This window comes from Terrisphaera buseokensis (assembly GCF_047521145.2).
Classification (GTDB): Bacteria; Verrucomicrobiota; Verrucomicrobiia; order Opitutales; family Opitutaceae; genus ER46.
On record NZ_CM134186.1, the window covers coordinates 3,607,886 to 3,633,522 of the forward strand.

Below are 25,637 nucleotides of genomic sequence, written 5' to 3' on the forward strand. Positions count from 1 at the left end.
AAACCGACCGCCGCCGGTGAAAGTCAAATCGCAAACGGCAGTCTCACCACGCGTAACTCACCCCGGCCGAGAGCTGGCGGCGCGCGGCGGGCACGGCCGGCACCTCCTGGAATTTGTCGTTCCAGAGATTGTCGACCTGCAACGCGACTTCGACGCCACGCCAGGCGGAGGGCCGATAGGAAACGCCGAGCGCACTCGTCACCGCTTCATCGCCGCCAACGGTTCGCAGCGGATTGCTCGCCTGCACCCGCACGACATTGTCGAGACGCAGCTCAAGCCCCGGCGCGAGGCGCACGGTGAGCGCCGCTGTCAGACGGTGTCGGGCGTAGTTCAACGCATAGAAACTACCGTCGACGACGGCGCCGCGATAATCGGAATCCTTGGTCAACGCCGTGTACCCGACGACCACGTCGCAGCGCGTCCAGGACCGCCGCGCCATGAGCTCAACCCCTGCGGTATCGCTATCGACGGCGTTGGCGGCCCGGGCCGTCACGCCGCGGCGAAACGTCCAGTCGACCAAGTCCTCATCCCGCCGGGCAAAGAGCGCTCCTTGCGCCGTCCAGCCCGCCAACGCGCCGGCCGCACCGAGTTCGACATTGTGCGCGGCCGAGCGACCCAGCGCGGCGTTGCCGCGAAAGAGTCCGCCCGTCGCGCTCGAATTCAGCGCGGTGTACGTCGGCATTTGCGTCGCGCGGGTGTAACTCAGGTGCACCCGGCGCAACGCGCCCGACGGAAACTCGCGCGCCAGTTCGACCACAGGAGAGACCGAGCCACCGTCGCGATTGGTGTCGTCATAGCTGACGCCGGCGCGCAAGCGGGTGACCGCGCCGTCGGTTTCACTCCACGTTTTCTCGGGCGCGACCGTGATCTTGGTCAGCGTGCGCGTTCGATAGCGACCGAAGGCGAGCGAGGTCGATTCGAGTTCGTCAGCCATGACTTCCGCGCGAATATTCAGCGCGAGATCGCCGCGGGACCGACGCGCGCCCACGGCCGCTCCCGTCACCCACGTCGTGTGTTGAAAGGGATGCACCCGACCGAGCGGCGCAAAGCGATTGAACGCGTAGTCGTCCTTGTTCCGCCGATGGTACGCGCCGCCTTCAATGAAGTCGCCGCCGCCCCACTCGGCGCGATGATTGAGCGCGAAGAGAAGCGTCTGGAGATTCTCGGTTTCGTTCGAATTGAACGGCGTGTAGAGGTTCGGCCAGCCGAACCGCTTGGCTTGATAGCCGGCCACCAGATCCGTCTGGGCGGTGGCCGTGCCGGTCTGGAACCGCACATTGGCGCGATTGAATTCGTGTTCGCCGAAAGGCTGCGAGCCATCGGATGCGGAATAGGAGAGCGCGCCATCGACGCCCCAACGGCGGGCGCCGCCACCCGGACTCACCGCGTAACCTTGATACAGATCCGCGCGCCTGAGCGCGAATTCACCGAAGCCCACGGCGGCCACGCCACCGGTGCGAATCGGACGCCAGCCGTAGTTGATCGCGCCCACCGTGGTGTTCGCCGCACTCAACGCGAGGTCGGCGCCGGTCCGGACTTCCGGCGCGCGCAGCAAATACGGCGACATAGGCAGCTCGGCGAAATAGTGACCGGTCTGCGGATCCGTGACGGTCACGGCGCCGATCTGAAAGCCCATCGACTCAAACGTGCCGCCGCGCAACGTGATGTCCGCCTGCCCTTCGGCCAGGTTGCGTCCCTGAATGTCGACCCGCGGCTCAAACCGCAGCGCCGACACCGGCATCGCGAAGGTACCCGCCGGAGCCTGATTCGCCACGCGGGGCGAATGCACGATCACCTCGGGCAGACTGACCGCGCCCTGCCCGCTCGCCATGGCGGGAACGAGTGCACTGCAGACCAGAAATACAGCTTTCATCGGCTGCACCGGTAGCAGGCGAATCGGCAAAGCCAAGCCTTTGTTCGCCGGCTGGAGCCTCCTCGCTTAACAAGCCATCGGGGCAAAAAGAAACCCCGGCGGAAACCGCCAGGGTCTGAGTGAGAGGGGCGCTGCAGCGCGCCCGAGAGCGGATGACGATTTACTCGTCGCCGTCGTTGCCGATCGCTTCGACGGGGCAGCCTTCGAGGGCTTCCATGCACTGAGCGACTTCCTCTTCGGTGGTCGGCTGCTTGTGGACGTAGGAATAACCGCCCTCGTCATGGCGCTGGAAAAACGACGGGGCCGTCTCCCGGCATAGATCGCAGTCGATGCACTGCTGATCGACATAGAATTTTCCCGGTACGTTCGGGGCCCATTTGTCAGTCTTGTTCGCCATAGTTGGACGCAGGCACAAAGGATCTAATTTTCGGCACTGTCAAGCGGTCACAAGAATCGGCCGCACGCGAAGGGAATTTACCGCAAAATGACGTCACGATCATCGGGACGTGACTTGTGTTTACCGAGTGGCCCATTACGGTGACTCCGATGCTTTCCCATCGGCCTTATATCAGAGGCGATTATCAGCGGGAGAAAACCTCCGGACTCACGTGGCTGCTCTCGGCGGTCATTGCCGGATTTGTGCTTCAGGCCCTGGTGGGATCGAGTTGGTTCAGCGGTGCGGGCAACCAGTTGAAGAGTTTGTTCTCACTCTCGATTTCGACGCTGCACGACGGCTGGGTGTGGACGCTGTTCACGCACTCGTTTCTTCACAGCACCGATTTCGTTTTCCACGTCGTCATCAATTGCGTGCTGCTCTATTTCCTCGGTCGCGAGTTGCTGCCGATTCTCGGCACGCGCCGGTTGCTGGGGCTTTACGGCATTGCGACGGTGGTCGGCGGCCTCGCCTGGGCCGCAGTGCACTGGCGCTTCGGTGGGGGCGAACTTATCGGCGCGACCGCGGCCGTGGATGCGCTGCTCATCGTGTTCGCGTGTTTCTTCCCCAACCAACCGATGAGCTTTCTGCTCTTCTTCGTTGTGCCCGTCACCCTGAGGCCGAAGCACGTCGTCGGTGCTCTCATGTTGATCGATGTCGTGCTGCTGCTGGCCTACGAACTCCCCGGCCAGCCGCTGCCGCTGGAGATGAGCATTGCCAGTTCGGCGCATCTGGGCGGCTGGCTGACCGGCTGGATTTACGCCCGTCACGTGCACGACGCGTCGTGGTTCAACCCTCAGGATCGCGTCGGGGTCGAATTGCCGAAGTGGATACCGCGCCCGAAGGCGGCGGCGGCGAACGCAGCGCTCGTGCCGGTCGCGCCAGCCCCCGCGGTCACCAAGGAGGAGCTGCGCGCCGAAGCGGATCGCATTCTCGACAAGATCAACAGCCACGGTTTCGCCGCGCTGACCGCGGACGAGAAGCGCGTGCTGCATGAGGCCCGCAATCTTCTGAGCCGGAAGTGATGTCATTCCTCTCCTCCGGCCGAACAAACTGACCGTCCCGGTCAGCTTGGTGAAACATTTCAACCCACTTACCATCTAACACCGCCATGACTCGCGTTTCCCGCCTCTTCCGCCGCTTCAGCCTGCCGGTCCTGCTCGGGGCGATGCTGGTTGCCACCGGATTCGCCGCCACGACGGATCGCAAGGCGTTCTCCACGTCGACCACGCTGTCCCAGGAGGCCAGCACGCTGACGAAGCTGCTCGACGAGCTTCATTACAATCACGACGCGGTGCGCAGCGCCGACTATGCGAGCGTGGTGCCCGATTACATGGGCGAACTCGACGGTCAGCGCCTGTTTTTTCTCGGTTCCGACCGTGCGCGGTTCGCCGAGGAGTACGGCAAGAACGTCTATTACAACACGGCGTTCCTGGGTAACATCAACGCCGCCTACGAGATTTTCTATGTCTACCAGACTCGCGTCGAAGAGCGCATCGCTTGGATCTTCGAGAACCTGAAGAAGGATTTCGATTTCACCACCAACGAAACCTACCGGGCGGATCGCGCGAAGGCCGAATGGCCGGCTGATGCGAAAGCCTCGGACGAACTCTGGCAGAAGCGGCTGAAATTCGAGCTGCTCGCGGAGATCCTGAACAAGAAGACGCCGGATGAAGCGAAGGCGCAGGTCCGCAAGCGTTATGAACGCATGCTGAAGAACCTGTCGGAAATCGAAGGCAAGGATCTCGCCGAACTCTTCCTCACGACCATCGCAAAGCTCTACGATCCGCACTCCACTTACTTCTCGGCCGAAACCTACGAGGACTTCGGCATTCAAATGAAGCTCAAGCTGGTCGGCATCGGCGCCCTGCTGGGCGTCGAGGATGACATCTGCGTCGTCAAGGAGATCGTCCCCGGCGGCCCGGCGGATCTCGGCCGGCAGCTGAAACCCAACGACAAGATCATTTCCGTCGCGGAAAAGGGCGGCGAACCCGTCGAGATTCTCGGCATGAAGCTGCGCAAGATCGTCGACAAGATTCGCGGCAAGAAAGGCACGGACGTCAGTCTCATCGTGCAGCCGGGCGACGCCACCGACAGCTCGGTGCGCAAGGAAATCATCATCACGCGCGACACGGTGAAGCTCAACTCCGCCCGCGCCCGCGGCGCCGTGTTCGATCTGCCCATCGAGGGCAAGGACGCCAAGATCCAGAAGCTCGGCGTCATCACCCTGCCCGCGTTCTATAGTGAAGGCGATGACGGCGACACCGACTCCGAACGCAGCTCCGCCTCGAAGGACGTGGCCCGGCTGATCGAGCAGCTCAAGCAACAGGGCATCGAAGGCCTCGTGCTCGATCTCCGTCGCAACGGCGGCGGCTACCTGAGCGAAGCCATCGATCTCGCGGGACTCTTCATTCAAAAGGGGCCGGTTGTGCAGGTGAAGAACTTCAACGGCGACATCCACGTCGACAGTGACCGCGATCCCAAAATCGCCTACACCGGGCCGCTCGCCGTGCTCGTCGATCGCTTCAGCGCCTCGGCCTCGGAAATTGTCGCGGGCGCGCTACAGAATTACGGTCGCGCCATCGTGGTCGGTGACAGCTCCACCCACGGCAAAGGCTCCGTGCAGCAGGTCGTCGAGATGAAGCAACTCGCCAAGTCGCTCGCGCTCTCTCCGCAGAAAACCGGCGCCGCCAAGTTCACCATCCAGAAATACTATCTGCCGAGCGGCGCATCGACCCAGCTCAAGGGCGTGGTGCCCGACATCGTGCTGCCGTCGATCGAAGATTATCTGCCCATCGGCGAAGCCGATCTGCCGCGCGCGCTGGTGTGGGACCAAATCGCCTCCAGCAAATTCGAGGGTGAGCCGGTCAATCCGAAGGTGCTGTCGCCGCTGCGCCAGGCGAGCCAGGATCGGCAGTCGAAGCTCGAGGAATTCGTCTACCTGCGGAAGAACGTCGACTGGTTCAAGTCCCGCCAGGAGCAGAAACTGATCTCCGTTAACCTCGAGGAACGGCAGCGGCAGAAGGCCAGCGACGATGCCTTCCGCAAGGAGATGAAGGCGGAAAAGGAGCGGATCGCCAAAAACGATTACAGCTTCAAGCCCTTCTATCTCGGACCGCCGCCGCCCCCGAAGATTCGCGCACCGAAGAAGGACGGCGATGACGATGACGATCTGGATTCGTTCGAGGAGAACGAAACCTACGTCAAAGCCGACGTTCACCTCCGCGAGGCCCTCCGGGTCCTGACGGACGCCATTGAACTGGGTCGCAACAAGGAAGCCTGGGCCAGCAACCGCGCTCCTCTCACGGCAATCACCGGCGGCTGAGTACCACTCAAGACCTCGAGACCTTCCACGGGCGCACGGATGTGCGCCCGTTTCTTTTTGCCGACATCACACTGCGCGTCCCGCCGGGCCGCGCGCGTTATACCAATCGCTCCTTGCTTTTGGATTCTAGCCGTGGCTACGAGCGCCAGCGAGTGGCCGAAGGGGCCACTCGCTGGCGCTCGTAGCCACGATCGATCCAGAAGTCCAAAAGCAAGGAGCGATTGGTACTAGCGGCTCGCGAACACGAAACGATCACGCCCCGTCAGGTCCCGCTTCGATTCGACGCGTTGAAACCCGGCCGTCTGTGCGGCGGCCAGCAGTCGCGCGTGGTGCGCGATGCCGGTCTCAAGCGCGAGTGATCCGTCCGCGGTGAGTAGGGCCGGCGCGCCGGCAATGATCGTCAACAGGTCCGCGAGCCCGTCATCGGCTGCCGTCAGCGCTCCGACCGGTTCGAAGCCGTGCACTTCACGCGCCGTCTGCGCGGTCTCCTCCGCCGTCAGGTACGGCGGATTCGAAACAATCAAATCGTACGGTCCCGCAGGCACGGCCGCGTACCAGTCCGAAGCGACGAACGTCACGCGTTCCGCCAGACCCGTGCCAGCAGCGTTCTCCCGCGCGAGGGCCAGCGCGTCCTCGCTCCGATCGATCGCCGTGACCGCTGCGCCGGGAAACGCCTGCGCCAGGGCCAGCGCGATGGCCCCCGTGCCCGTGCCCAGATCCAGGATACGCGTTGGCGGCGTGGTCGCCCGGGTCAGCGTCACCTGTTCCACCAACTGCTCCGTTTCCGGTCGCGGAATCAGCGCGCGCCGATCCACCTTGAGGCGGAGGCCGAAGAAATCCGTTTCTCCGAGGATGTACTGGAGCGGTTCGTGCAACGCGCGCCGGCGCACGAGTGGACGGATTTTCTCCAGTTCCGCTTCCGACAACGGGCGCTCGAACTCCATGTAGAGCTGCATGCGCTTTTTTCCGAGCGCGTGCCCGATCAGATGCTCGGAATTCAACCGCGCGGACTCCAGGCCCTTCGATGCCAGGAATTCCGTGGTCTTCTTGATGATTTCGAGAACGGTGAACATCTCAGTCGTCGTCACCCACCGTCGCGCGCGCCGGGGTGAAATCGTGGCCCGTGAGCGCCGCGAGTTTCTCCTCGTAGTCGGCCTTTTGCAGACCGGTGATGATCGCCTCGATGTTGCCCTCCATCACCTGCGGCAGGCTGTACAGCGTAAGCCCGATGCGATGATCGGTCAGCCGGTTTTGGGGAAAGTTGTAGGTGCGGATGCGCTCGCTGCGATCGCCCGAACCGATCTGGCTGCGCCGCGTGGCCGCGTATTTCGCGTGCTCCTCGTCCTCGCGGCGCTTCAGCAGGCGCGACCGCAAGACCGTCATCGCTTTCGCCTTGTTCTTCAATTGGGAGCGCTCATCGGCGCACAGGACGATCAGACCGGTGGGGCGATGCAGGATCTGCACGGCGGAGTCGGTCGTGTTGACCCCCTGCCCGCCCGGGCCGCTCGCGCGCGTGACCGTGATTTCGAGGTCCTGCGGATCAATCTGCACATCGACCTCCTCCGCTTCGGGCAACACCGCCACGGTGACCGTCGAGGTGTGAATCCGGCCGTTGGCCTCGGTCACCGGCACGCGCTGCACGCGATGCACGCCGCTTTCGAATTTGAGCTGCTTGTAGACGTCGCTGCCGGTGATGAGGAAGATCACCTCCTTGTAGCCGCCGCGCTCCGACATGCTGCTGCTCATCGGCTGAATCTTCCACCCGCGCGCGTCGGCGTACTTGGAATAGAGACGGAAAAGCTCCGCGGCGAACAGGCTGGCCTCGTCGCCGCCCGTGCCGGCGCGAATTTCCATCACCGTGTTGCGCGAGTCGGTGGGATCCGGAGGGATCATCGCGAGCAGGACGGCCTGCCGCAGCGCGACCCGCCGGCGCTCGAGTTCCGGCAGTTCCGCCGCGGCGAGTTCGCGCAGTTCGGCATCCGCACCGGGATCGCGATCGAAGGCCTGCGCCTCCGCGATTTCACGCACGATGCGCTCGTGCGCGTGGTGATCCGCGATCAGCTGGGAGAGCTTCTGATGCTCGCGCGTCACGTCCGCCGCCCGGCGCGGGTTGGCGTAGAAGGAAGGCTCCGCCATGTTCGCTCCGAGTTCGTCGTAGCGGCGCTGAAACGGGGCAAGATCGGGAAGTTCGTCCATGAAGTGCGAATCGATGTCGGGCCATTTGCACATTGCGCGTGCCGCCCGATGCCTTTGGGATGGCGGCGACCGTTACGCGAGGCGCAGTCTCCTACCGGTGCTGAATTGCAATGGCCACGTCACTTTTCACTCAAAACACCATCGCGTGCATCTGGGATTTCGACAAGACGTTAATCCCGGAATACATGCAGTCGCCGCTTTTTCGTCGTTACGGAATCGACGAGGCCAACTTCTGGGAGGAGACGAACAAGCTCGCCGGTCATTACCGCAAACGCGGGTACCACCTCTCGCCGGAGATCGCCTACCTGAATCATCTGCTCACCTACGTGCTGGCCGGGCCGCTCGAGGGCCTGAACAACAAGATTCTCTTCGACTGCGGTGCCGACATTAAGTTCTACGCCGGTCTCCCGGAGTTCTTCGATCTCGCAAACGGATTTGCCCGGGAAAAGCCCGAGTACGTGAAGCACGACATCTCCGTCGAGCACTACATCGTCAGCACGGGCATCGCCCCCATGATCCGGGGCAGCGCGATCGCGAAACACGTTGAAGGCATCTGGGCCTGCGAGTTTGTCGAGAATCCGCTGCAACCCGGCTTCCTCAAGCAGAACGAATTCCCGATGGATGCGACCGCGGAGATCGCGCAGATCGGAATGGTGATCGACAACACGACGAAGACGCGCGCCATCTTCGAGATCAACAAGGGGACGAACAAGAATCCAGCCATCGACGTGAATTCAAAGATGGCTGCGGAGGATCGCCGGATCCCGATTCAGAATATGATCTACATCGCGGACGGTCCCAGCGACGTCCCGAGTTTCTCCGTGGTCAAGAATGGCGGCGGCCGCGCGTACGCCGTGTACAACCCCGAAAAGCCCGCCGAGTTCGAGCAGAACGATCGGCTGCTGCAGTCCGGCCGCATTCACGGCTACGGTCCGGCCGATTACCGCAGTGGTTCGAGCACCGCCCAGTGGCTCCGGCTCCACCTGCACCAAATCTGTGATCGCATCGTGACGGATCGCGAAGCCGCGGTCGCGAGCAAGGCGTCGAAGCCGCCGCGGCACCTCAACGCCACGCCAGAGGAAGAAGCTGCCAAGCGCGCCGCCAAGGGGCCGAAGCAGTCGAGCTTCCTTTAGGTCTCGACCCGTTCGGTGGCCGGCCTCGCCATCACGGCAGGCTCGTTCGAGTCGTCGCGCATGCGCTGTACCGCGTAACGCATCAGATCGCCGCTGGTCGGCAGACTGAGCTTGGCTTTCAGGTGCTCGCGGTACGAGTCGATGGTCTTGACGCTCAGCTTCAGCCGGTTCGCGATCTCGCGCGTGCCGAATCCCTCTCCGAGCAACTCGAGCACCTCCATCTCGCGATCGGTGATCTTATCGATGGGCGTGGAGCTCCGCTCGGCCCGCTGGCTCACGTAGCGTCGCAGCAGTTTGTCCTTCATCGCGGGGCTCAGATAGACCTTGCCCGCCAAGACGCAGTTGAGGGCCTCGATCATCGTTTCACTCGCCTCCTGCTTCATCAGGTAGCCCATGGCACCGGCCCGGAGTGCGCGCTCGGCGTAGACATTCTCATCGTGCATCGAAACCACGATCACCTCGGTGCGGGTGGACTGGGCGCGCAGGCCGCGGGTCAGTTCGATGCCGTTGGTCGACTTGAGCGCGACATCGACAATCGCCACGTCGGGCGACAACCGGCCCATCGCCTCGAGCGCCTTCGGAGCGGAGTCGACCTCGCCGCACACCTCGTAGCGTCCGTCCGCATTGATGAGCGTGCGCATGCCGTGTCGCGTCACCGGATGATCATCGACTATTAGCACCTGCTTTCGCCGGATCAATGTCTCCGGTTGATCCACTTTATAGAGTGTCATAGGATTTGCTTTCCTTTCCTCGGTAGACCGGAGGGTTCCCCTGCCCGCCTGGTTTCAGGACGTCTTGCTGCGCGGGACGGAGGCAGGAGGCGGCATCGATCAGCGCGACTCAGATCCTGCCGGCGCCCGCACGGCCGGGTCCTCTGATTGTCTCCAGATCCAGAACGTGACCGCAGCCGTGGCGAAAAAGAAAATCAGGATCAATGCCACCATCGCAACGTTCACCTGAGTGGTCCGCTTCTGGGGCTGAATGATCGGCAGATCGCTGTCCTGGTCGAATCCCATGGTCTGATGACCTTAACAGTAGCCAGCGCGAGCCGACGGTTCCGCACCAGCCAGGAATTTAATTCCGGCGGAGCGGGAACCGAATCCGACTAGGACCGGGCGCCCCAATGATCACGCCACTTGGTCAGGCCGCTCGCCGGCAGTACGCGCCGGCGACAGATGACGTTCTCCCGTTGCGGCACGAGATCCCCATCGGCCATTTGCTCGCGCAGCGCGTACTTGTAGGCGACGCGTCCGCCCGCCGTCTCATTGAACGCAATCTCTCCGAACCAGCAGTTGCTGTTGATATATTCGAGCGGAAACGCGCGCGAGACGTCCCAGTTGCCCAGCTCGGGGCAGTCTCCGGTGACCACCACCACCTGGCCGGGCTGGGTCGCGATGCCGTTTACCTGGACGCGCACGACCGCCCTGCCGGCCACGGGCGGAGCGTTATGCAGCGAGAGCACCACGGCTGACTGCGGCTCGATCACGAGCGTCGCAAGACCGTCGTCGTTGATCGTGATCTCCTGACCGGAAATATAACAACTGGCGACACCGCCCGGCAGATCGGTCTGGATGTTTTCCAAGGTAACGGGCGCTCCGGCTTTGTTGACCGCCACGAAGCAGCGATAGTCCCGGTAACGGCGGGAATAGGCGTAGGTGTCGACCGCGACGTGATGGCAATGCTGGCTGCCCAGCGCCACCGCCGGATTCAAGCGACGCAGTTCGGTAAGGGCCGCGATCAATTTATACAGCGGCTTCTGCTCGTCCCAGCTCTCCATCATCGGCCTGTTGTACGGATCGTTGTTGCCCCACGGCAGCCCGTCGTCGGCATGGGTTGAGTTGTTGAGCTCCTGTTCCGAGCCGTAGTAGAGACAGGGAATTCCACGCGTGGTCAGCAGCACGATCAGTGCGAGCCCCAGGGCCTTGGGATCGGGGTTCAACGAGAGAAAGCGGTGCATGTCGTGATTCTCGATGAACGTCACCAGCTCGCTCGCGTTATCGTAATGGGAATCCAATGACAGCACGTCGTTGACGAGCACAAAGCCGGCGGCGTCGGACTTGCCGATCGCCTGGCGAAGCGCCATGCACAGGCCGAAATCCAGCAGGCTCATGCCCGCCTGATTCGCAAACGCGGCGGACTGGCCGTCCGTGGGATGATTGTAGATCCACTCGCCGAAGATGAACACGTCCGGCCGGTGCGTCAGCATGTCGCTGATGAACTCCTGCCAGAACCAGGCCGGCATGTGCTTGACGGTGTCAATTCGCAGGGCGTCGACCCCGCGATCGAGCCACAGCTTGATCGCCGACTTGATATAGTTGCGGTACTTGACGTTGTTTTCGTTGAACGATGCCAGGCCGGCCAGCTCGCAGTTCTTGATCTGCCACTCGTCCCGCCAGTCCTTCAGCTCGCCGTAGTGATGGTACCAGTGCTCCGGATCGTCGTTGAAGTCGGCCACCAACCGGCCGTCGTCGAACAACAATCCCTTGGTGCCTTCGGCCGTGGGGCTGCTGTGATTGCACACGATATCGAGCACCAGCTTCATGCCGCGCGCGTGCATTGCCGCCACGAGGCGGTCGAAGGTGGTCTCCGCCCGGTTCTTCAACGAGGGATCCTCGTCGACGCCAATGTAGCGCCGGTTGAGTCGCTTGAAATCCTGCGTCCAGTAGCCGTGGATGGCCGCGTGCTTGTCGTAGGCCAGCTTCTCGACCTGCTCGAACAGCGGCGTCAGCCACAGCGCGGTCACGCCGAGTCCCTGCAGGTAGTCGAGCTTGTCGATGATGCCCTGGAGATCGCCGCCCCAATAACGATTCCAGTCGCGACGTTCGGGATCGTAAAGCGCCGGATTGGGTCCTGCGCTGTTCGCCGGATCGCCGTCGAAGAAGCGATCCACCACGATGAAATAAATCGTCTCCTGGCGAAACTCGAGGTCGCGCTTGGCGAGATAATCGATCGGCAGAGAAGGCTTGCGGGCGGGAAGTGAAGCGAGGGCCATGAGAGGTGGCAGTTGGACGCGGCTGCAACCAACGGTTACCGTTATTATTCCAGCCTGACCGGAGTTTGTTCCCATCCGACATGGGGCCGATCGATGTTCATCCGGCGGGGAAGCGCCCCGTGACGTTCACTGCACGGCGGGTACTCCCGTCGGGAGCGATGCCCGTGTGCGCCGTCAAACCGCCGCCATGCGCGAGAACTTGACGATCGCGGCCAGGGTCTCGGGGGACGGATACTTGAGCAAATAAGTATGCGCGCCCAGCGACTTGGCCTGGGCGACCTGATCGTCGTCCCCGGTGGCGGACATCATGACGATGATGAGCTGGCACAGGTGCGATTGCGTCCGGATCCACGCCAGCACCTCCCAGCCCGACATCCCGGGCATGCGAATATCGAGCAGGAGCAGGCAAGCCGGCGGATCCATCCCATCGTCGCCCTGCCGGCCGGAGTCCGCGCTGAGGTAGTTGATGACCGCAGTTCCGCTCAGAAATGTGCGGATCGGATTGGGCAACCGCGCGCGCGCCAGCGCGCGAGCGATTAACTCGTGCGCCTCCTCATCGTCGTCGACCACCAGGATCGGAGGAAAGGTTTCGGTGGAGAGCATGATGAGTGAAGCGGACGGGGCCGGACCTCCACCCCGCGCTTCATCCTAGCCGATTGCCCGCGGGCGAACCATCGGGGCATTTCTGAAATTGCGATCAGGAGCCCGCGGCTCCACGACCGTACGCGACGGGAAAAGATCACGATCACGTCCGACGGTACCCTCGCGTTCCTCAGTCCGGCCGCAGGAGATTCTGCGGGAAATCGAGGGCGACGTCTCCGGGTCGAGGCGCCGCGACGGCGTCGAGCATGGCGTGCACGAGCAACGGCAGTTGTTCCAGGTTGGCCGGTTTGACCACATACGCGCTCGCGCGATGCTCCCGGCTGAATGCCAGATCCGCATACTGGGTGGACGAGGTGAACACCACGATCGGCAGGTGGTTGAACTCGGGCTGGGCCCGCGTCCACTGCAGGACCTCAAGGCCCGACATCGCCGGCATCTTCACGTCGAGGATCAGCAGCGACGGCAGGGGATGGCGTACGCGATCGGCAAACTCACCGGTTCCGTCGAGGCAATCCACCGCAGCGCGGCCGTTCGACACGACATGGAGCGCAGTCCTCATGCCGAGCTTGGAAAACGCCCGGCGCATGAAGAACACGTCGTTCTCGTCGTCCTCGGCGTAGAGCACTGTCATCGCAGAATGGACCGTCGCGTTCACGCCGCCGGCAGTTCGAGCCGAAAGGTGCTGCCCCGGCCCAGCGAGGACTCCAGGCCGATCTGCCCGCCCATCCGTTCCGCCGCCTTGCGGACCACCGACAACCCGATGCCCGTGCCGTCATACCGGGTGTCGATCTGGTAGAAGATGCCGAAGATCTTCTCGTGCAGGGCGGGTTCGATCCCGATGCCGTTGTCGCGCACAAAAACCGCCAGCCTCCCGTCGCGCGGTTCCGTCCAGATGCGAATGACCGGCTTGCAACCCGGTCGCACGAACTTGATCGCGTTGCCAATCAGGTTGGACATGCACTGCGTGAGCGCGGCGGGATTCGCGCGCACGGCCCCGAGTGGAGACACGATCTCGAAGTCGGTGTCCGCGGCGTTGAAATGCGGATACGTCTCCAGGACGCCCGCGATGAAGGGTTCCAGCTCGATGCGTTCGACGGGCATTTCCTTCCGCGCGATTCGACTGTACACAAGCACGTCCTGGATCAGGCGATCCATCCGCTCGGAGGACCGGATGATGCGCCGCAGGTAATCGCGCCCCTCGGCGCCCAGCTGATCGCTGCACTCGGCCTCCACCATGCTGGCAAACGACTGGATTGCCCGGAGCGGGGCCCGCAGATCATGGGAGATGCTGTAGGAAAACCCCTCCAGCTCCGACAGCGTCTCCTGCAATCGCGCCGTGCGCTCGGCCACGCTCGCCTCCAGGCCCCGCGCGTAGTCCTCGAGCCGGCCGCGCGCCGCCTTGAGTTCCTCGGCATCCTCCCGGGCCCGCGTGATATCGAGCGAAACGCCGACCATGCGCGCCGGAGTCCCATCGGGCCCGTAGCTCGCCTCGCCTCGCACCGCCAGCCAGTGCACCGTGCCATCCGGCCACACCACGCGATAGTCGGCGTCGAAATGCCGGTGTTCAACGATGGCGCGCCGCTTCTCCGCGCGGACCCGCTCCCGGTCGTCGTCGTGGACCGCCGCCCAGAGCTCGTCGTACGTGAGCGACTCGTCGCCCGTTCTGCCATGGTGAGCCCGGCAAAGCCCGGTCGCAGTCAGGGTGTACGTGCCGAGGTCGAGGTCCCAGACCCCGAGCTGGCCGGTGGCGATCGCCAGTTGCAGCCGCCGCTCGCTTTCAGCCAGCACGCGCTGGACGCGAGCGCGTTCGATTGACTCCCAGCAACGGCTGGTGATGCGCACCAGTAGATCAATTTCATGATCGAGCCACACCCGCGGACTTGTCTGGTGCAGCGCCATGAGCGCCACCAACCGCCCCGCCTTCAACAGCGGCACGGTCACGGCCGCCCGAATCCCCATGGCCGTCAGCACCGCCTGGGCGGAAGCCGTGCGTGGATCCACCGCCACATCGCCGACCGCCACGCAAGTCCCCGCCCGCAGCTGCCGCTGGATCTCGAAGCCAAAGTCCGAAATGCGGTAACGCCCCACGATGCTCACCGCGTCCCGCGTATAGTCGCCTGTCACGTTGAAGGTGTCCTGATCATCCTCGACGTCCGCGTAGGCGCAGCGGTTGACCTGCAGGGCCTCGCCCACGATGCGCGCGCAGGTCTGCGTGATTGCCAACGAATCGGTCAGCGGCCGGACCGCGTCGTCCGCCGCAATCAGCCACCGGTCGCGATCCTCGCGATGCTTGCGCGCGGTGACGTCGCGCGTGGTGCCGGCGATTGACTCCACGTCGCCCCCGGGCCCCACCACGGGCGTGAAAATGTAGTCGTAGATGCCGGAGATGCCGCTTTCACCCGTAAACGGCACCTCCCCTTGAATCGAGCGCCTGGTGGCAATGACCTGGGCGATTTCCCGCATGTGCATGTCGGCATGCCAGGTCGGGTATCCGAGATCATAACACGTCTTGCCCACGATCTGATCGAGCGTGCGCGACCAAACGTGAAGCAGTCTCCGGTTCGCATAAAGGAAGCGGCCCTTGAGATCGAAGATGTAGGCAAAGTCATCCGTCGCCGAAAGGACGGCGTCGTAAAGTCGAAACTGCCGCTGCAGCTGATCCGTGGCCGAGCGCGCGTCAGCTTCAGTGGGCGCGGGCTCGGCCACCGCCAGCACAACTCCGGCGATCCGGCCGATGCCGCCCGTGGCTGCTCTTACCGCGCGGCCGCAGATTGTGACCCGGCGCAGCCTGCCGCCGGTGACCAGGCGGACGTCCACCCGGAACTCCTTCGCTTCAGCCACCGCCCGCTCGACGTCGCGGCGCGCCCCGCGCACATCCTCCGGGTGGATCGCGGCCAGGCACTCCTCCCACGCGATCGTGCCGGTAGCGTCCAGCGCGACGCCTGAGATGCCTGCGAGCGTCGCGTCGCCGTGAACGCGTCCCGTCCCGGCCTGCCATTCATAGGTGCCAAACTCGAATGGGATCATACACGGATCGCACGATGCAGGGGCAGCGCACACCCACCCAAGCCGCTCCGGCCCGTCCCGCCGCCGGCGATGCCTCCGCCGCTCCAGCTTCGTACCGCCGGAAACGTTTCGCTGCGAAACCATTGAGAGGAATGCATCCTGCAGTCAGCAGACCCATTCGCTGGCGAATCAATTGTCGTGTCGAGTCGATATCCCATCGGGGTTTTCTTGGTACGCGGACTGGTATTCCGCCTTATCCGCCAGCGTGCGGTGCAGTGGTAGTTGCAACTCCCGTGACCACCCACGCCCGCGCGACGCCCGGTCCCGGCCGCCAGCGCCATCCGTTGGGAGCGAACACCATGGCGGCACCGACCGGGTGCGCCGGGGACGGTTCCCGATGCGGGCGATCAAACCACCGCGGCATCGTCGCTGCAGCCGACCTACCCGACCGGTGCGGCGCGGAAAATTTCCGCGAGGTGTTCCGGGCCCAGCGGCTTCACAATATAACCGGCCGCAACCCCCGATAGCCGCACCCGTTCGCGGTCGCGCGGTTCGTTCGATCCCGTCAGCACAAAGATGCGGGGCACATGGGGCCCGGCATGCATTCGCACCCAATCGAGGACTTCGAGTCCACCCCCGTCGTCCATTTTCAGGTCCAGAAAGACGAGGTCCGACCCGGCTGGCGCCGTCCCGGTTCCGCGTTGGACAAGGTACTCAATGGCCGCCCGGCCGCTCTCGAGATGAACGATCGGGCCGGCAAAAACCTTCCTCACCGCGCGCTGGGTGAGGAAAAAATCATCTTCGTCGTCTTCCACGATGAGCACGCTACGTGATTCCATCACGGCGAGGCGACGCCCGGGGCGGGTTTGAAGGCTGCGCCGGCCGCCCAGTACGATGCGGTGGAATCGCCCGTCGCGACCGGACGCGACGGCTCGTCGGTTGCGCGCAGTTCGATCCAGAACTCCGCGCCCTGTCCTGGCGTTGAGGATACACCGACGCATCCTCCCATGCGCTCCACCGCCTTCTTCACGATCGCGAGACCAATGCCCGTGCCCGGAATGTCCTTGCGCGCGGCGCGTTCGAACATGCCGAAGATCCGCTGGTGGTGCGCGGGGTCGATCCCGACGCCGTTGTCCGTGACCGAAATGCGGCGAAAGCCACCGCGCGGTGACGACGACACGATGATTTCCGGCACGCGACCGTCGGGCACGAACTTCATCGCGTTGCCGAGCAGATTCGAAAAGCACTGCACGAGCGAAGGCACATGACCGAGCACGCCGCCCAGCGGAACGCGCACCTGGATGCGATTCGCCAGCGATCCGAGGGCCGGATATTGCTCAATCACATCCTTGACGAGATTGTCGAGGTCGACGGGGCCGATTTCAATCTCCCCCTGGGTCGCGCGCGTGTAGGCCAGCACATCCTGCGTAAGATTGTCCATGCGCTGCGCCGCCCGCGTTATCTTCTCGAGGTAGTGCCGGGCCAGCGGCGGCAGCTCCGGCGCGTAGTCCTCCTGCAACGCTCGGGCGTAGCCAGCGAGACTGCGCAGAGGCGAGCGCAGATCGTGTGACACACTGTATGAGAACGCCTCCATCTCCTCGACCATGCGCTGCAACTCCACCGTGCGCTGCGCCACGCGGGACTCGAGTGAACTCAGCAGCTGGTCGCGTTCGTTCAGCAGGTCGCGAATCTCATACTGCCGCCGGCGGGCCGCGAGCACCGTGTTCAGCGTCGCCAGCAACGTCACCGAACGCAGCGGTCGCTCGATCAACGTGACGGTGCGGCGGGGTCCCTGCAGTTTCGCGGCTGCGCGCGGCCCCGAATTCGACGTTCCGACGCTGGAGATCATGATCACCGGAATATCCGACCACGGTGGCTGCGCAGCGAACGCAGCGGAGAGCTCTCGCCGCAACTCCTCGGTCAGCGCTTCCTCGGTCAGGAGTATCGCGCCGCACTCACCCGCCACGCCGGCACGAAGATCCGTATTGGTGCGACACATCTGCGGCACCATCCCGGCGCGCGCCAGCACGCTGCAGATGTTGGCGCCGTCGGCTCCAATCGGTGCCATGACCAGAACGACGTCGGCAGCTGGCTCAGGGTGCGGCATCGGTCCGGTTCATCAGCATCTGATCGGCGTTGCCCTGAAAGGTCGGCGTTCCCGTCAGCACTCCGTGAAAGGCCTCGAGGGGTTCGCCCACCCTCAGACCGAAGCTGTCGATCTTGAACTCCCGCAGTGTGTCCTCGTGCCGTCCAATGCGTTTCTTGATCACCGAAACCGCCTTCTTGATGCGGCCACCCTGTTCGAAGAAACGCAGCAGGATGACGGTGTCGGCGAGGTAGGTGAGATCAATCGGCGTCTGCATTTGTCCGACCAGGCCATGCTGCGCGACGATCAGCAGGGATAGAACGCCCTGACGGTTGAGGCACGAGAGCAGATCGTGGAGCTGGATGTTGAGAAACCGGACATCCGGCATCGCCTGCATGTAACCGTTCAGGCTGTCGACGACGACAATGCGGCACCTCTTGTCCGCCACGTAATCGAGCACGGTGTGAACGAACTCCCCCGGCGCGAGTTCGGCGGGATTGACCTGCAGGACATGGATCCGGCCCGCCGCCACCAGATCGTCGATGGGCATCCCCACGGAAGCCGCGCGCGCCATCATCGTGTGGACGTTCTCTTCGAAGAGACACATCAGAACGTTTTCACCGCGCCGGGCAGCCGCGACGCAAAACTGCAGGGCAATGGTCGACTTTCCGGTGCCCGCCGGACCGAGCAGGAGACAGCTCGTCCCGCAGTCGAGGCCGCCGCCGAATAGGTTGTCGAGCGCCGGCACGCCCGAGGCCATCACCGTATCGGTTCCCTCCCACCGACAATGCGTCGGATCGAGCCGGGGAAAAACGCGCATCCCTCCGGGGGCGATCATCGCGTCATGGAAACCGCCGGCGAAATTCAGCCCGCGCATCTTGTTGATTTTGATTCGCCGCTTTTCCGAACCATAGTCGGTGGTGACCTGCTCGAGCGTGATGACGCCGTGTGCGATACTCTGGACATGCAGGTCGCCGCCGTCAGCGGAATGGTCGTCAAGCAACAGCACCGTCATCTGCTGCCCCGCGAAGTACTGTTTGAACGACAACATCTGACGGCGGTAGCGCAGCGCCGAGTCGGACAGCAGCCGCAATTCGGACAGCGAATCGAGGACGAGCCGCTTCGGCTTCACCTCCTCAATGCGTTTCAGCAGCATCTGCGTCGTCTTGTTGAGTTCGATTTCCGCAGGGTGAAACACGGTGTTCTGCTCCTCTTGCGCGAGCTGCTGCTCCAGCGCGGACAACTCGAAGATGGAAATCTGATCGATGGGCCAGCCATGCGAACGCGCCACCGAGAGAATCTCCTCGCGGGTCTCCGAGAGTGCGATGTAGAGCCCGGTCTCTCCGCGGCGGGCACCTTCGAGCAGGTACTGCAGGGCGATGGTGGTCTTGCCCACGCCCGGGTTGCCGAGGAGCAGGTAGAGCCGGTTTTCCGGCAGACCACCGCGAAGAATTTTATCAAGACCCGCAATTCCCGTCGGGGTCGCCCGGTCTGCATGAATTGTCTCCTGCATGTCTTATAAATGAGTTTTCAGTCCGCGGCTCGCATCGACCGAATTCCGCTGGGAATTTCTCCTCAATCGGTGCCGCTTGGGTTCCCGAATCAGACTCACCCCGGCGATGAACGGTTCCCGGGCGCCGCCGGGTTCCAGCAACGCGGTCACGAGCGCGCGGGCCCCCAGGTTCGCCACGGTCCACTACGGCAACCTGCACGTTTGAACCGGTCTGCACCTCGCAACCTGCAATCCTTCCGAGGGTCGCGCCGCGCGGCAGCGACGTTAACGCCCTGTGCGGCAATCGCTCCGTGTTCCGCAGGTGGGCTGGCTCAATCTCTGCTCCCGCCCAGTCGGCCGATGGCGTCACCGCGCGTCGCCTGGGCGTGAGCGGCGCGTGAGACGTTCGCGGGAGAAAATAATCTCCTACCGGCGTGACGAGTGCGGCTGCAAGGTCACGTCGACTGACGCGAGCTCAGCCGTCGATCGCGACGCGCGCCGCCAAGCCGAAGGTCGCGACATCCAGCGGAACTAGCCGACAGCAGCTGGGAAACTGGGACCGCGACCGCCCCCGGTCGCATCTGTCCGAGTGCGACCGGGGGCGGTCGCGGTCCCAGTGCCAGTCGCACTCACCTCAATCTCAGTGCGCCCGGCCTCGCTCGCGCGCCTCGGCGCGAGTGCGGACCGCGGCGTTGACCCAGAGCTGAATGACATCGGTCGATGGAAATTTCTCGAAGTAATGATTTGCGCCGAGTTCGGCCGCCAGACGCATGTCCGCGTAGCGCAGCGATCCGGACAGAAGCGCGATCTCCATCAGACTGAAGCGGGGATGCTGCCGAATCCAACGAATGACCTCGGTTCCGCTCATCACCGGCATCCTGAGGTCGAGAAACATCAGAAGCGGAATGTCCGAGGAATCGGTCAGGAGGGGTGTGAGATAGGCAACGACCGCGGCACCGTCAGAAAAGGTCAGGATCGGCTGGCTGAGGCCGGCGCGCTGAATCAAATGGCTGAGGAAGACTTGGTCGTCGACCGAGTCATCAACTATCAGGAGCGGCGGTAGAGGCTCGATCATCAGCACGACGGGCCAAAGCTGGATTTCGCGTCCGCCCCTTCAAGCCTAAGCGTCATCGGGAGAGTTGGGTTGCCCGACATCAGGTATTTCCCGTCAACGGGCGCACACCCGGGCGGAACCGGCGAAGATGCATTCAGCGCGGTCGCGTGGCTCCACCCGGCCACCCGCCGCAAAGGTGATCGCCGCGACTCGCGATGCGCGGATCCTCAGCTCGAGGGACTCACGTTCAACGTCGGGTCAACGGGCATTCGCGGCGTGCGTTGGCTGGAAGGCTTGCGCTGCTCCGTCGGGCTCGCAGGTGGGCCCGGGGCGCGCCCGGAATCAGTGGTCGAAGCAGCCGAGTGAGCGTTGGTGGTGGTGTGGGAGGCGCTCTCCGGCACGACGGCATGCGCCGGCTCGTCGACCGAAGTTCGGTCCTTCGTCCGGCGCGAAAGCACGAAAAACGCCGCGAGTGCGACCACGGCCACTACAGCCAGGAGCAGGAAACGTCGCTTCATGGGCTTTGGCCGACGCACCCCAGCGCGGGCGGCGTCAGGGCAACTTCGCCTGCACGACCTTGCTCACCGCGCCGAAATCAATGAGTCCGGCCTCGGGCAGTTTCTTCAGCGCGCCGATGACCTTGCCCATGTCTTTCTTCGACTGCGCGCCGGTGTCACGGATCGCGTCGGCAATCAGCGCATCGATCTTTGCCGCGTCGAGGCCCTTCGGCAGATACTTTTCGAGCACGCGAATCTCCACGTCGTTGGCCGCGACGAGATCCGCCCGGCCGCCTTTTTCAAACTCAGCCTTGGCGTCGACGAGGTTCTTCACCGCCTTTCGCATCGTCGTGATCACGAGGGCGTCGTCGATTTCCTTGTTGGTATCCATCGCCGCGCGCTTGATGGCGGCGTCAGCGGTGCGGAGAGCGGTGGTCGTCGTGCCATCACGCGCCTTCATGGCGGTGATGATGTCGGCGCGGAGGGTTTCGTAAATCGAGGCCATGGTGGGAAAACGGGTTCACGCCAAAATCTATTCGTGCAACGCCGGGCGCAATCGTCATTTGATGGTCCGCGATGATTCCCCTGCCCTCGCGCAATGTCCTTGGTGGCCCGCTTCGCCCATGTTCGATGGCACCCCGCACCGGCTTTTTCCGTAATGGCCACTGCGATACCTGCGCCGACGATCTCGGCTGCCACACGGTCTGCGTGGAGGTGACCGAGGAGTTTCTCAAGCAAAGCCGTGCCATCGGCAACGACCTCTCCACGCCGCGCCCTGAGTTTGATTTTCCCGGGCTGCAACCGGGCGATCGCTGGTGCGTGTGCGCGAGCCGCTGGTTGGAATTGCTCGAAGCGGATGTCAGCGCGCCGGTCATCCTGTCGGCCACACACGAACGCACGCTTGAGCTGGTGCCGCTTGAGTTGCTCCAGCTGCACGCGACCGCGTGAACCTTCACCCGAAACCCGCCATGAACTGCAGTCCGCTTCGCCTCGTCCTCCTCAGCTGCCTGATCGCGCCCGCTGCATGGAGCAATCTCCCTGCAGTCACCTGGGTCCCGCCGATCCTGCCGCCACCGCCGGCAAGCGGGCCCGCGCTTACGCAGGGTGCCTATCTGACGCCGCCACAGGGCCAGGCGGTTCTCGACGCGGCGCTGGCGCGCTTTCCCGGTCGGGGCACGTGGGAAGCCTATGTCGGGCACTTGCGGCAGCGCATCCAGACAGCGGCGGGATTGTCACCTTGGCCGACACGGACGCCCTTGAATCCCGTGCTCCGTCAGAAACGGACTTTTACCGGGTACTCCGTTGAGAACGTGGTCTTCGAGTCGGTCCCGGGTTACTTTGTCACCGGCAATCTGTATCGGCCGACGAACGCCAGGCCTCCGTACGCGGCCGTCCTGTCGACGCACGGCCACTATCGGCCGGTGGTCAAACTTGAAGACTACGACAACCACGCGCGCTTCTGGCCCGGCTTGCAGGCGCGGTGCGCCAGCCTCGCGCAGATGGGCGCCGTGGTGCTCGCGATCGACATGTTCGGCTACGGCGACTCGATGCAGCTCGTCGGGCAGGCGGCGCATCGCACGCCTTTCGCGCTCACGCTCCAAGTGTGGAATGCGATGCGCGCGATCGACTTTCTGACGTCGCTCGAGGACGTGGATTCGAAACGCATCGCCGTGAGCGGCGAGTCGGGCGGCGGGACGCAGTCGTTTCTCCTCACCGCGCTCGACCCGCGCATCGCGGCCAGCGCGCCGGTCGTGATGGTGTCGTCGTACTTCTTTGGTGGATGCGCGTGCGAAAGCGGCCTGCCGATTCACCGCAGCGCGGATCATTTTGCGAACAACGTCATGATCGCGGCCCTCGCCGCCCCGCGTCCGCAGCTCATCGTCTCCGATGGCAAGGACTGGACGCAGCACGTACCGAAGAGCGAGTTTCCCTTCCTGCAGAAAATCTACGGCTACTTCGGTGCGACGGACAAGGTGACCAACGTGCACCTTGCGGACGAAGGCCACGACTACGGTCCCTCGAAGCGCGCTGCGCTATACCGCTTCCTCGCCACCCACTTCGCCCTGAATCTCGCGGCGATTCAGGACGCCAGCGGCGCGATCGACGAATCGCGCGTGACGCTGCAACGGCCCGCGCAGCTTCGCGCCTTCGATGCGGACTTCCCCATTCCACCACACGCGCTGCACACCGCGGCCGCGATCGAGGAGAGCCTGCGGAGTCTGCAGAAGTAAGCGGGGCGGAACGGATGAAGATTGCGGCGGAATAATCCGGACGACACCCGCCGCCGGCTGTGTTAACGTCGGTCCATGCGACTGAGTCACGCCACGATGTTTGCCCGCGTGCTGGAGAGCGACGCCAGCTTCAACGGCCGTTTCTTCACCGGGGTGCTCACGACCGGCATCTATTGCCTGCCCGCCTGCAAGGCCCGTAAACCGAAGCCGGCGAACGTGCGTTTCTTTCCCACGTGCGAAGCGGCACGGGCGACCGGGTTGCGCCCGTGCAAGAAATGCCACCCGGACGACTTCGCGCGCGGCGCCGATCCGGTGCTCACCGACATCGAAACGCTCGTCGCCGAGATCCGTGCGCAACCGGCCGCGTTTCCCGACGCGCGCGCCATTGTCCGGCGGTCCGGATTTGGGGCGACTCGGCTCTTCGAACTTTTTCGTCTTCACTTTCACACCACGCCCGCCGACCTGCTCCTGCGGGCGCGGCTGGAGGTGGCCAAGACCCGGCTCCTCACCAGTACCGACGGCCTCGTCGCCATCGCGCATTCCGCCGGCTTTGAATCGCAGTCCGTGTTTCACGATCAGTTCCGGCGTCACACCGGCCTCACACCGGCCGCATATCGCGACCTGCGCTCCACCACGCGTTTCGCAGTCGATCTGCCGGACGGCTATCCGCTGGGATATTTGCGACGCGCGCTGAGTCGCGACACCCAGAGCGTCACGGAACGACTCGATGGCGGTCACTACCAGGCGGCGGTGCAGCTCTCCGGCGGGCCGGCGATCATTTCGCTCCAGATCGCGCGTACCCAGGTTGCGGTTACGGTCACCGGCGGCTCGGCGGTCGACGCTCACGGCGTGGTCGCCGGCTGGCTCGGACTCGATCAGGATGCCGCGGCTTTCGCGCGGTTGGCGCGCAAACTCGGCCTCGCGCGCCTCGTCGCGGGCCGGCCCGGACTGCGCATTGCGCAAACCCCCTCGGTCTTCGACGGCCTGCTGTGGTGCATCATCGGCCAGCAGATCAATTTCGCGTTCGCCTGCGTGCTGAAGCGCCGGCTGGTCGAGCGCACCGGTATCACGCTCGCCAACGGCCTCATCGCGCCGCCGACGCCCGCCGCCGTCGCCGCGCTCACGGAGGCCGATCTCCAGCCGCTCCAGTTTTCGCGCTCGAAGGCCGCCTACCTGATCGCCACGGCCCGCCTGGTCCATGAGGGCCAGCTCGACTTGGAAGGCCTGCGGCAGTTCTCCGCCACACGGGCCGAACGCACGCTCCTCGCCATTCGCGGACTCGGCCCGTGGTCGGTGAATTATCTCATGATGCGCGCGCTCGGCTTTCCGGATTGCGTACCGCTCGGCGACACCGGCGTGACCAGCGGATTGCAGGCGGCGCTGAACCTCGAGCAGCGACCGGACGTCGATGCCACGCGCAGGCTCATGGCGATGTTCTCTCCCTATCGCAGTCTCGCCACGGCCCATCTGTGGCAGTTCAAGCAACCCATGCCCACATGAATCACGCATTCGATACGATCAGCACGCCCGTCGGCCCCTTCTCAATCGCCGTCGACGCCAACGGGCACATCACCGCCACGGCGTTTGGCGGCAAGGCCGCGCTGCAACGCCGGCTCGGTCCGGGAAAGCTCGTGCGCGACGCGGCACAGACACGGTTCGCCAGCGAGCAGGTGCGCGCTTACTTCGCCGGCAAACAGCGCGACTTCACTCTTCCGTTCGCGCCGGCCGGCACGGCGTTTCAGCAGCGAGTCTGGTCCGCGCTCGCGGCCATTCCATACGGCGAGACCCGCACCTACGGACAAATCGCCGCCGTGGCCGGAAAACCCTCGGCCGCACGAGCGGTGGGTCGCGCCAACGCCACGAACCCGATCTGCCTGATCGTGCCGTGCCACCGCGTGATTGGCGCCGATGGATCCATGACGGGGTTTGCGTTCGGGGAGACGATCAAGCGGCGGTTGCTCGAACACGAGCAGGTCACGGCCTCGCACTCACGCGCGGCGTGATCGGCCAGCCCGCGCTCAGACCGCGTCCATCGACTGAATCAGGCAGGTCCGACGCCCAACTTCGCGGTGGCGGCGTGATGCAACGCCACCACGAAACGTTTCAACTTCGACTCGTCCTTCACGCCCGGCGCCGACTCGACGCCACTGTTGACGTCGACGAAGCGCGCGCCGCTCGCCTTCAGGGCGTCGCCGACATTCTCCGGGTTCAGTCCGCCCGCGAGAATCCACAGATTCTTGGTGTGCGCAGCTTGGTGCCGCGCGAACGCAGCCCAGTCGCCGGTGAGTCCCGAGCCGCCGAATCCGCCCGCGTGATACGTGTCGAAGAGGATGAACTTGGCCACCGCCAGCGCGGCCGGTGACACCGCCGTGCCGGGCGGCAGCTTCGGCGCCAGCCAGAGCCGGCTTTCGCCCACGATGCGCGACCATTCCGACAGCTGCGTATCCGACGTCTCGATGCGGTGATGGATCTGAAAAAAATCGAAGCCCGCGTCGCGCATCGCCGTCAGCGCCGCGGCCGTCGGTTCGACGGAGACGGCGACTTTGCGCCGGTCCGGCAGCCGTGGCGCCATCGCGCGATACTGCTCGAGCGGAATGAAGCGCGGCGACTTCGGATGCAGGATGAATCCGAGATAGTCCGCCCCGCAACGGTCGGCGAACTCTGCGTCGACGATCGACGTGAGGCCGCAGACCTTGAAACGAATGCCGTCAATCAT

23 protein-coding genes and 1 pseudogene are annotated in these 25,637 nt (G+C 64.1%); 8 read left to right on the plus strand and 16 right to left on the minus strand.

Annotation, left to right across the window (positions count from 1 at the left end; all coding sequences use genetic code 11):
- Positions 1-43: 43 nt before the first annotated feature.
- Together ACLJEU_RS13490 and ACLJEU_RS13495 are read right to left on the minus strand one after the other, a co-directional pair.
- On the minus strand, positions 44-1,873 hold the full coding sequence (locus ACLJEU_RS13490; RefSeq protein ID WP_414664340.1) for a TonB-dependent receptor plug domain-containing protein: 1,830 nt from the start codon (positions 1,871-1,873) through the stop codon (positions 44-46).
- Positions 1,874-2,033: 160 nt separating this feature from the next.
- Complete coding sequence (locus ACLJEU_RS13495; RefSeq protein WP_414664341.1) at positions 2,034-2,270, minus strand: ferredoxin; 237 nt, start codon at positions 2,268-2,270, stop codon at positions 2,034-2,036.
- A gap of 149 nt (positions 2,271-2,419) precedes the next feature.
- Here ACLJEU_RS13495 and ACLJEU_RS13500 point away from each other — a divergent pair.
- The 3 genes and pseudogenes from ACLJEU_RS13500 to ACLJEU_RS13510 form a co-directional block, all read left to right on the plus strand.
- Positions 2,420-3,016 (plus strand): annotated as a pseudogene (locus tag ACLJEU_RS13500) (rhomboid family intramembrane serine protease); the annotation flags it as partial.
- 159 nt (positions 3,017-3,175) lie between these two features.
- Positions 3,176-3,331 carry a DUF6576 domain-containing protein gene (locus ACLJEU_RS13505; protein ID WP_414664416.1) on the plus strand — a complete coding sequence of 52 codons (156 nt, stop codon included), beginning with the start codon at positions 3,176-3,178 and terminating at the stop codon, positions 3,329-3,331.
- 86 nt (positions 3,332-3,417) lie between these two features.
- Positions 3,418-5,631 (plus strand): carboxy terminal-processing peptidase, encoded by a 2,214-nt coding sequence (locus tag ACLJEU_RS13510; protein ID WP_414664342.1) that lies wholly within the window; start codon positions 3,418-3,420, stop codon positions 5,629-5,631.
- Positions 5,632-5,858: 227 nt separating this feature from the next.
- Here the strand turns inward: ACLJEU_RS13510 and prmC are convergent, their stop codons facing one another.
- Together prmC and prfA are read right to left on the minus strand one after the other, a co-directional pair.
- The gene (prmC, locus tag ACLJEU_RS13515) at positions 5,859-6,704 is read right to left on the minus strand and encodes a peptide chain release factor N(5)-glutamine methyltransferase (RefSeq protein ID WP_414664343.1); all 846 of its coding nucleotides are present in this window, start codon (positions 6,702-6,704) and stop codon (positions 5,859-5,861) included.
- Position 6,705: 1 nt separating this feature from the next.
- Positions 6,706-7,827 carry a peptide chain release factor 1 gene (gene prfA, locus ACLJEU_RS13520; protein ID WP_414664417.1) on the minus strand — a complete coding sequence of 374 codons (1,122 nt, stop codon included), beginning with the start codon at positions 7,825-7,827 and terminating at the stop codon, positions 6,706-6,708.
- Between the two features lie 110 nt (positions 7,828-7,937).
- Between prfA and ACLJEU_RS13525 the strand changes: the two genes are divergently transcribed.
- Positions 7,938-8,960 carry a haloacid dehalogenase-like hydrolase gene (locus ACLJEU_RS13525; RefSeq protein WP_414664344.1) on the plus strand — a complete coding sequence of 341 codons (1,023 nt, stop codon included), beginning with the start codon at positions 7,938-7,940 and terminating at the stop codon, positions 8,958-8,960.
- Here the strand turns inward: ACLJEU_RS13525 and ACLJEU_RS13530 are convergent.
- The 11 genes from ACLJEU_RS13530 to ACLJEU_RS13580 form a co-directional block, all read right to left on the minus strand.
- Positions 8,957-9,691 (minus strand): response regulator, encoded by a 735-nt coding sequence (locus tag ACLJEU_RS13530; protein ID WP_414664345.1) that lies wholly within the window; start codon positions 9,689-9,691, stop codon positions 8,957-8,959. The genes ACLJEU_RS13525 and ACLJEU_RS13530 overlap by 4 nt on opposite strands.
- A gap of 99 nt (positions 9,692-9,790) precedes the next feature.
- Complete coding sequence (locus ACLJEU_RS13535; RefSeq protein ID WP_414664346.1) at positions 9,791-9,976, minus strand: hypothetical protein; 186 nt, start codon at positions 9,974-9,976, stop codon at positions 9,791-9,793.
- Positions 9,977-10,065: 89 nt separating this feature from the next.
- Complete coding sequence (locus ACLJEU_RS13540) at positions 10,066-11,952, minus strand: alpha-amylase family glycosyl hydrolase (RefSeq protein WP_414664347.1); 1,887 nt, start codon at positions 11,950-11,952, stop codon at positions 10,066-10,068.
- A 174-nt stretch (positions 11,953-12,126) separates the two neighbouring features.
- Positions 12,127-12,555 carry a response regulator gene (locus ACLJEU_RS13545; RefSeq protein ID WP_414664348.1) on the minus strand — a complete coding sequence of 143 codons (429 nt, stop codon included), beginning with the start codon at positions 12,553-12,555 and terminating at the stop codon, positions 12,127-12,129.
- A gap of 169 nt (positions 12,556-12,724) precedes the next feature.
- Positions 12,725-13,186, minus strand: coding sequence for a response regulator (locus ACLJEU_RS13550; protein WP_414664349.1), 462 nt, complete (start codon positions 13,184-13,186; stop codon positions 12,725-12,727).
- Between the two features lie 20 nt (positions 13,187-13,206).
- Positions 13,207-15,582: a PAS domain-containing sensor histidine kinase gene (locus ACLJEU_RS13555; RefSeq protein ID WP_414664350.1), complete on the minus strand. Its 2,376-nt coding sequence runs from the start codon at positions 15,580-15,582 to the stop codon at positions 13,207-13,209.
- Between the two features lie 419 nt (positions 15,583-16,001).
- Positions 16,002-16,400: a response regulator gene (locus ACLJEU_RS13560; RefSeq protein ID WP_414664351.1), complete on the minus strand. Its 399-nt coding sequence runs from the start codon at positions 16,398-16,400 to the stop codon at positions 16,002-16,004.
- Positions 16,400-17,629, minus strand: coding sequence for a sensor histidine kinase (locus ACLJEU_RS13565; RefSeq protein ID WP_414664352.1), 1,230 nt, complete (start codon positions 17,627-17,629; stop codon positions 16,400-16,402). The genes ACLJEU_RS13560 and ACLJEU_RS13565 overlap by 1 nt, the downstream gene beginning before the upstream one ends.
- Before the next feature lie 25 nt (positions 17,630-17,654).
- Positions 17,655-19,160: an ATPase domain-containing protein gene (locus tag ACLJEU_RS13570; protein ID WP_414664353.1), complete on the minus strand. Its 1,506-nt coding sequence runs from the start codon at positions 19,158-19,160 to the stop codon at positions 17,655-17,657.
- Between the two features lie 619 nt (positions 19,161-19,779).
- Positions 19,780-20,214: a response regulator gene (locus ACLJEU_RS13575; protein WP_414664418.1), complete on the minus strand. Its 435-nt coding sequence runs from the start codon at positions 20,212-20,214 to the stop codon at positions 19,780-19,782.
- 531 nt (positions 20,215-20,745) lie between these two features.
- Entirely contained in the window at positions 20,746-21,195 is a 450-nt protein-coding gene (locus tag ACLJEU_RS13580; protein ID WP_414664354.1) for a GatB/YqeY domain-containing protein, read from the minus strand.
- A gap of 71 nt (positions 21,196-21,266) precedes the next feature.
- Here ACLJEU_RS13580 and ACLJEU_RS13585 point away from each other — a divergent pair, with 71 nt between their 5' ends.
- The 4 genes from ACLJEU_RS13585 to ACLJEU_RS13600 all read left to right on the plus strand — a co-directional run bounded on the left by ACLJEU_RS13585 (position 21,267) and on the right by ACLJEU_RS13600 (position 24,924).
- On the plus strand, positions 21,267-21,638 hold the full coding sequence (locus ACLJEU_RS13585; RefSeq protein ID WP_414664355.1) for a DUF2237 family protein: 372 nt from the start codon (positions 21,267-21,269) through the stop codon (positions 21,636-21,638).
- Between the two features lie 20 nt (positions 21,639-21,658).
- Entirely contained in the window at positions 21,659-22,921 is a 1,263-nt protein-coding gene (locus ACLJEU_RS13590) for an alpha/beta hydrolase (protein ID WP_414664356.1), read from the plus strand.
- A gap of 75 nt (positions 22,922-22,996) precedes the next feature.
- Positions 22,997-24,421 carry a DNA-3-methyladenine glycosylase 2 family protein gene (locus ACLJEU_RS13595; protein WP_414664357.1) on the plus strand — a complete coding sequence of 475 codons (1,425 nt, stop codon included), beginning with the start codon at positions 22,997-22,999 and terminating at the stop codon, positions 24,419-24,421.
- The gene (locus tag ACLJEU_RS13600; RefSeq protein WP_414664358.1) at positions 24,418-24,924 is read left to right on the plus strand and encodes a methylated-DNA--[protein]-cysteine S-methyltransferase; all 507 of its coding nucleotides are present in this window, start codon (positions 24,418-24,420) and stop codon (positions 24,922-24,924) included. Before ACLJEU_RS13595 ends, ACLJEU_RS13600 begins: the two co-directional genes overlap by 4 nt.
- A gap of 38 nt (positions 24,925-24,962) precedes the next feature.
- Here ACLJEU_RS13600 and ACLJEU_RS13605 read toward each other — a convergent pair whose 3' ends face one another.
- Entirely contained in the window at positions 24,963-25,637 is a 675-nt protein-coding gene (locus ACLJEU_RS13605) for a phosphoribosylanthranilate isomerase (protein ID WP_414664359.1), read from the minus strand.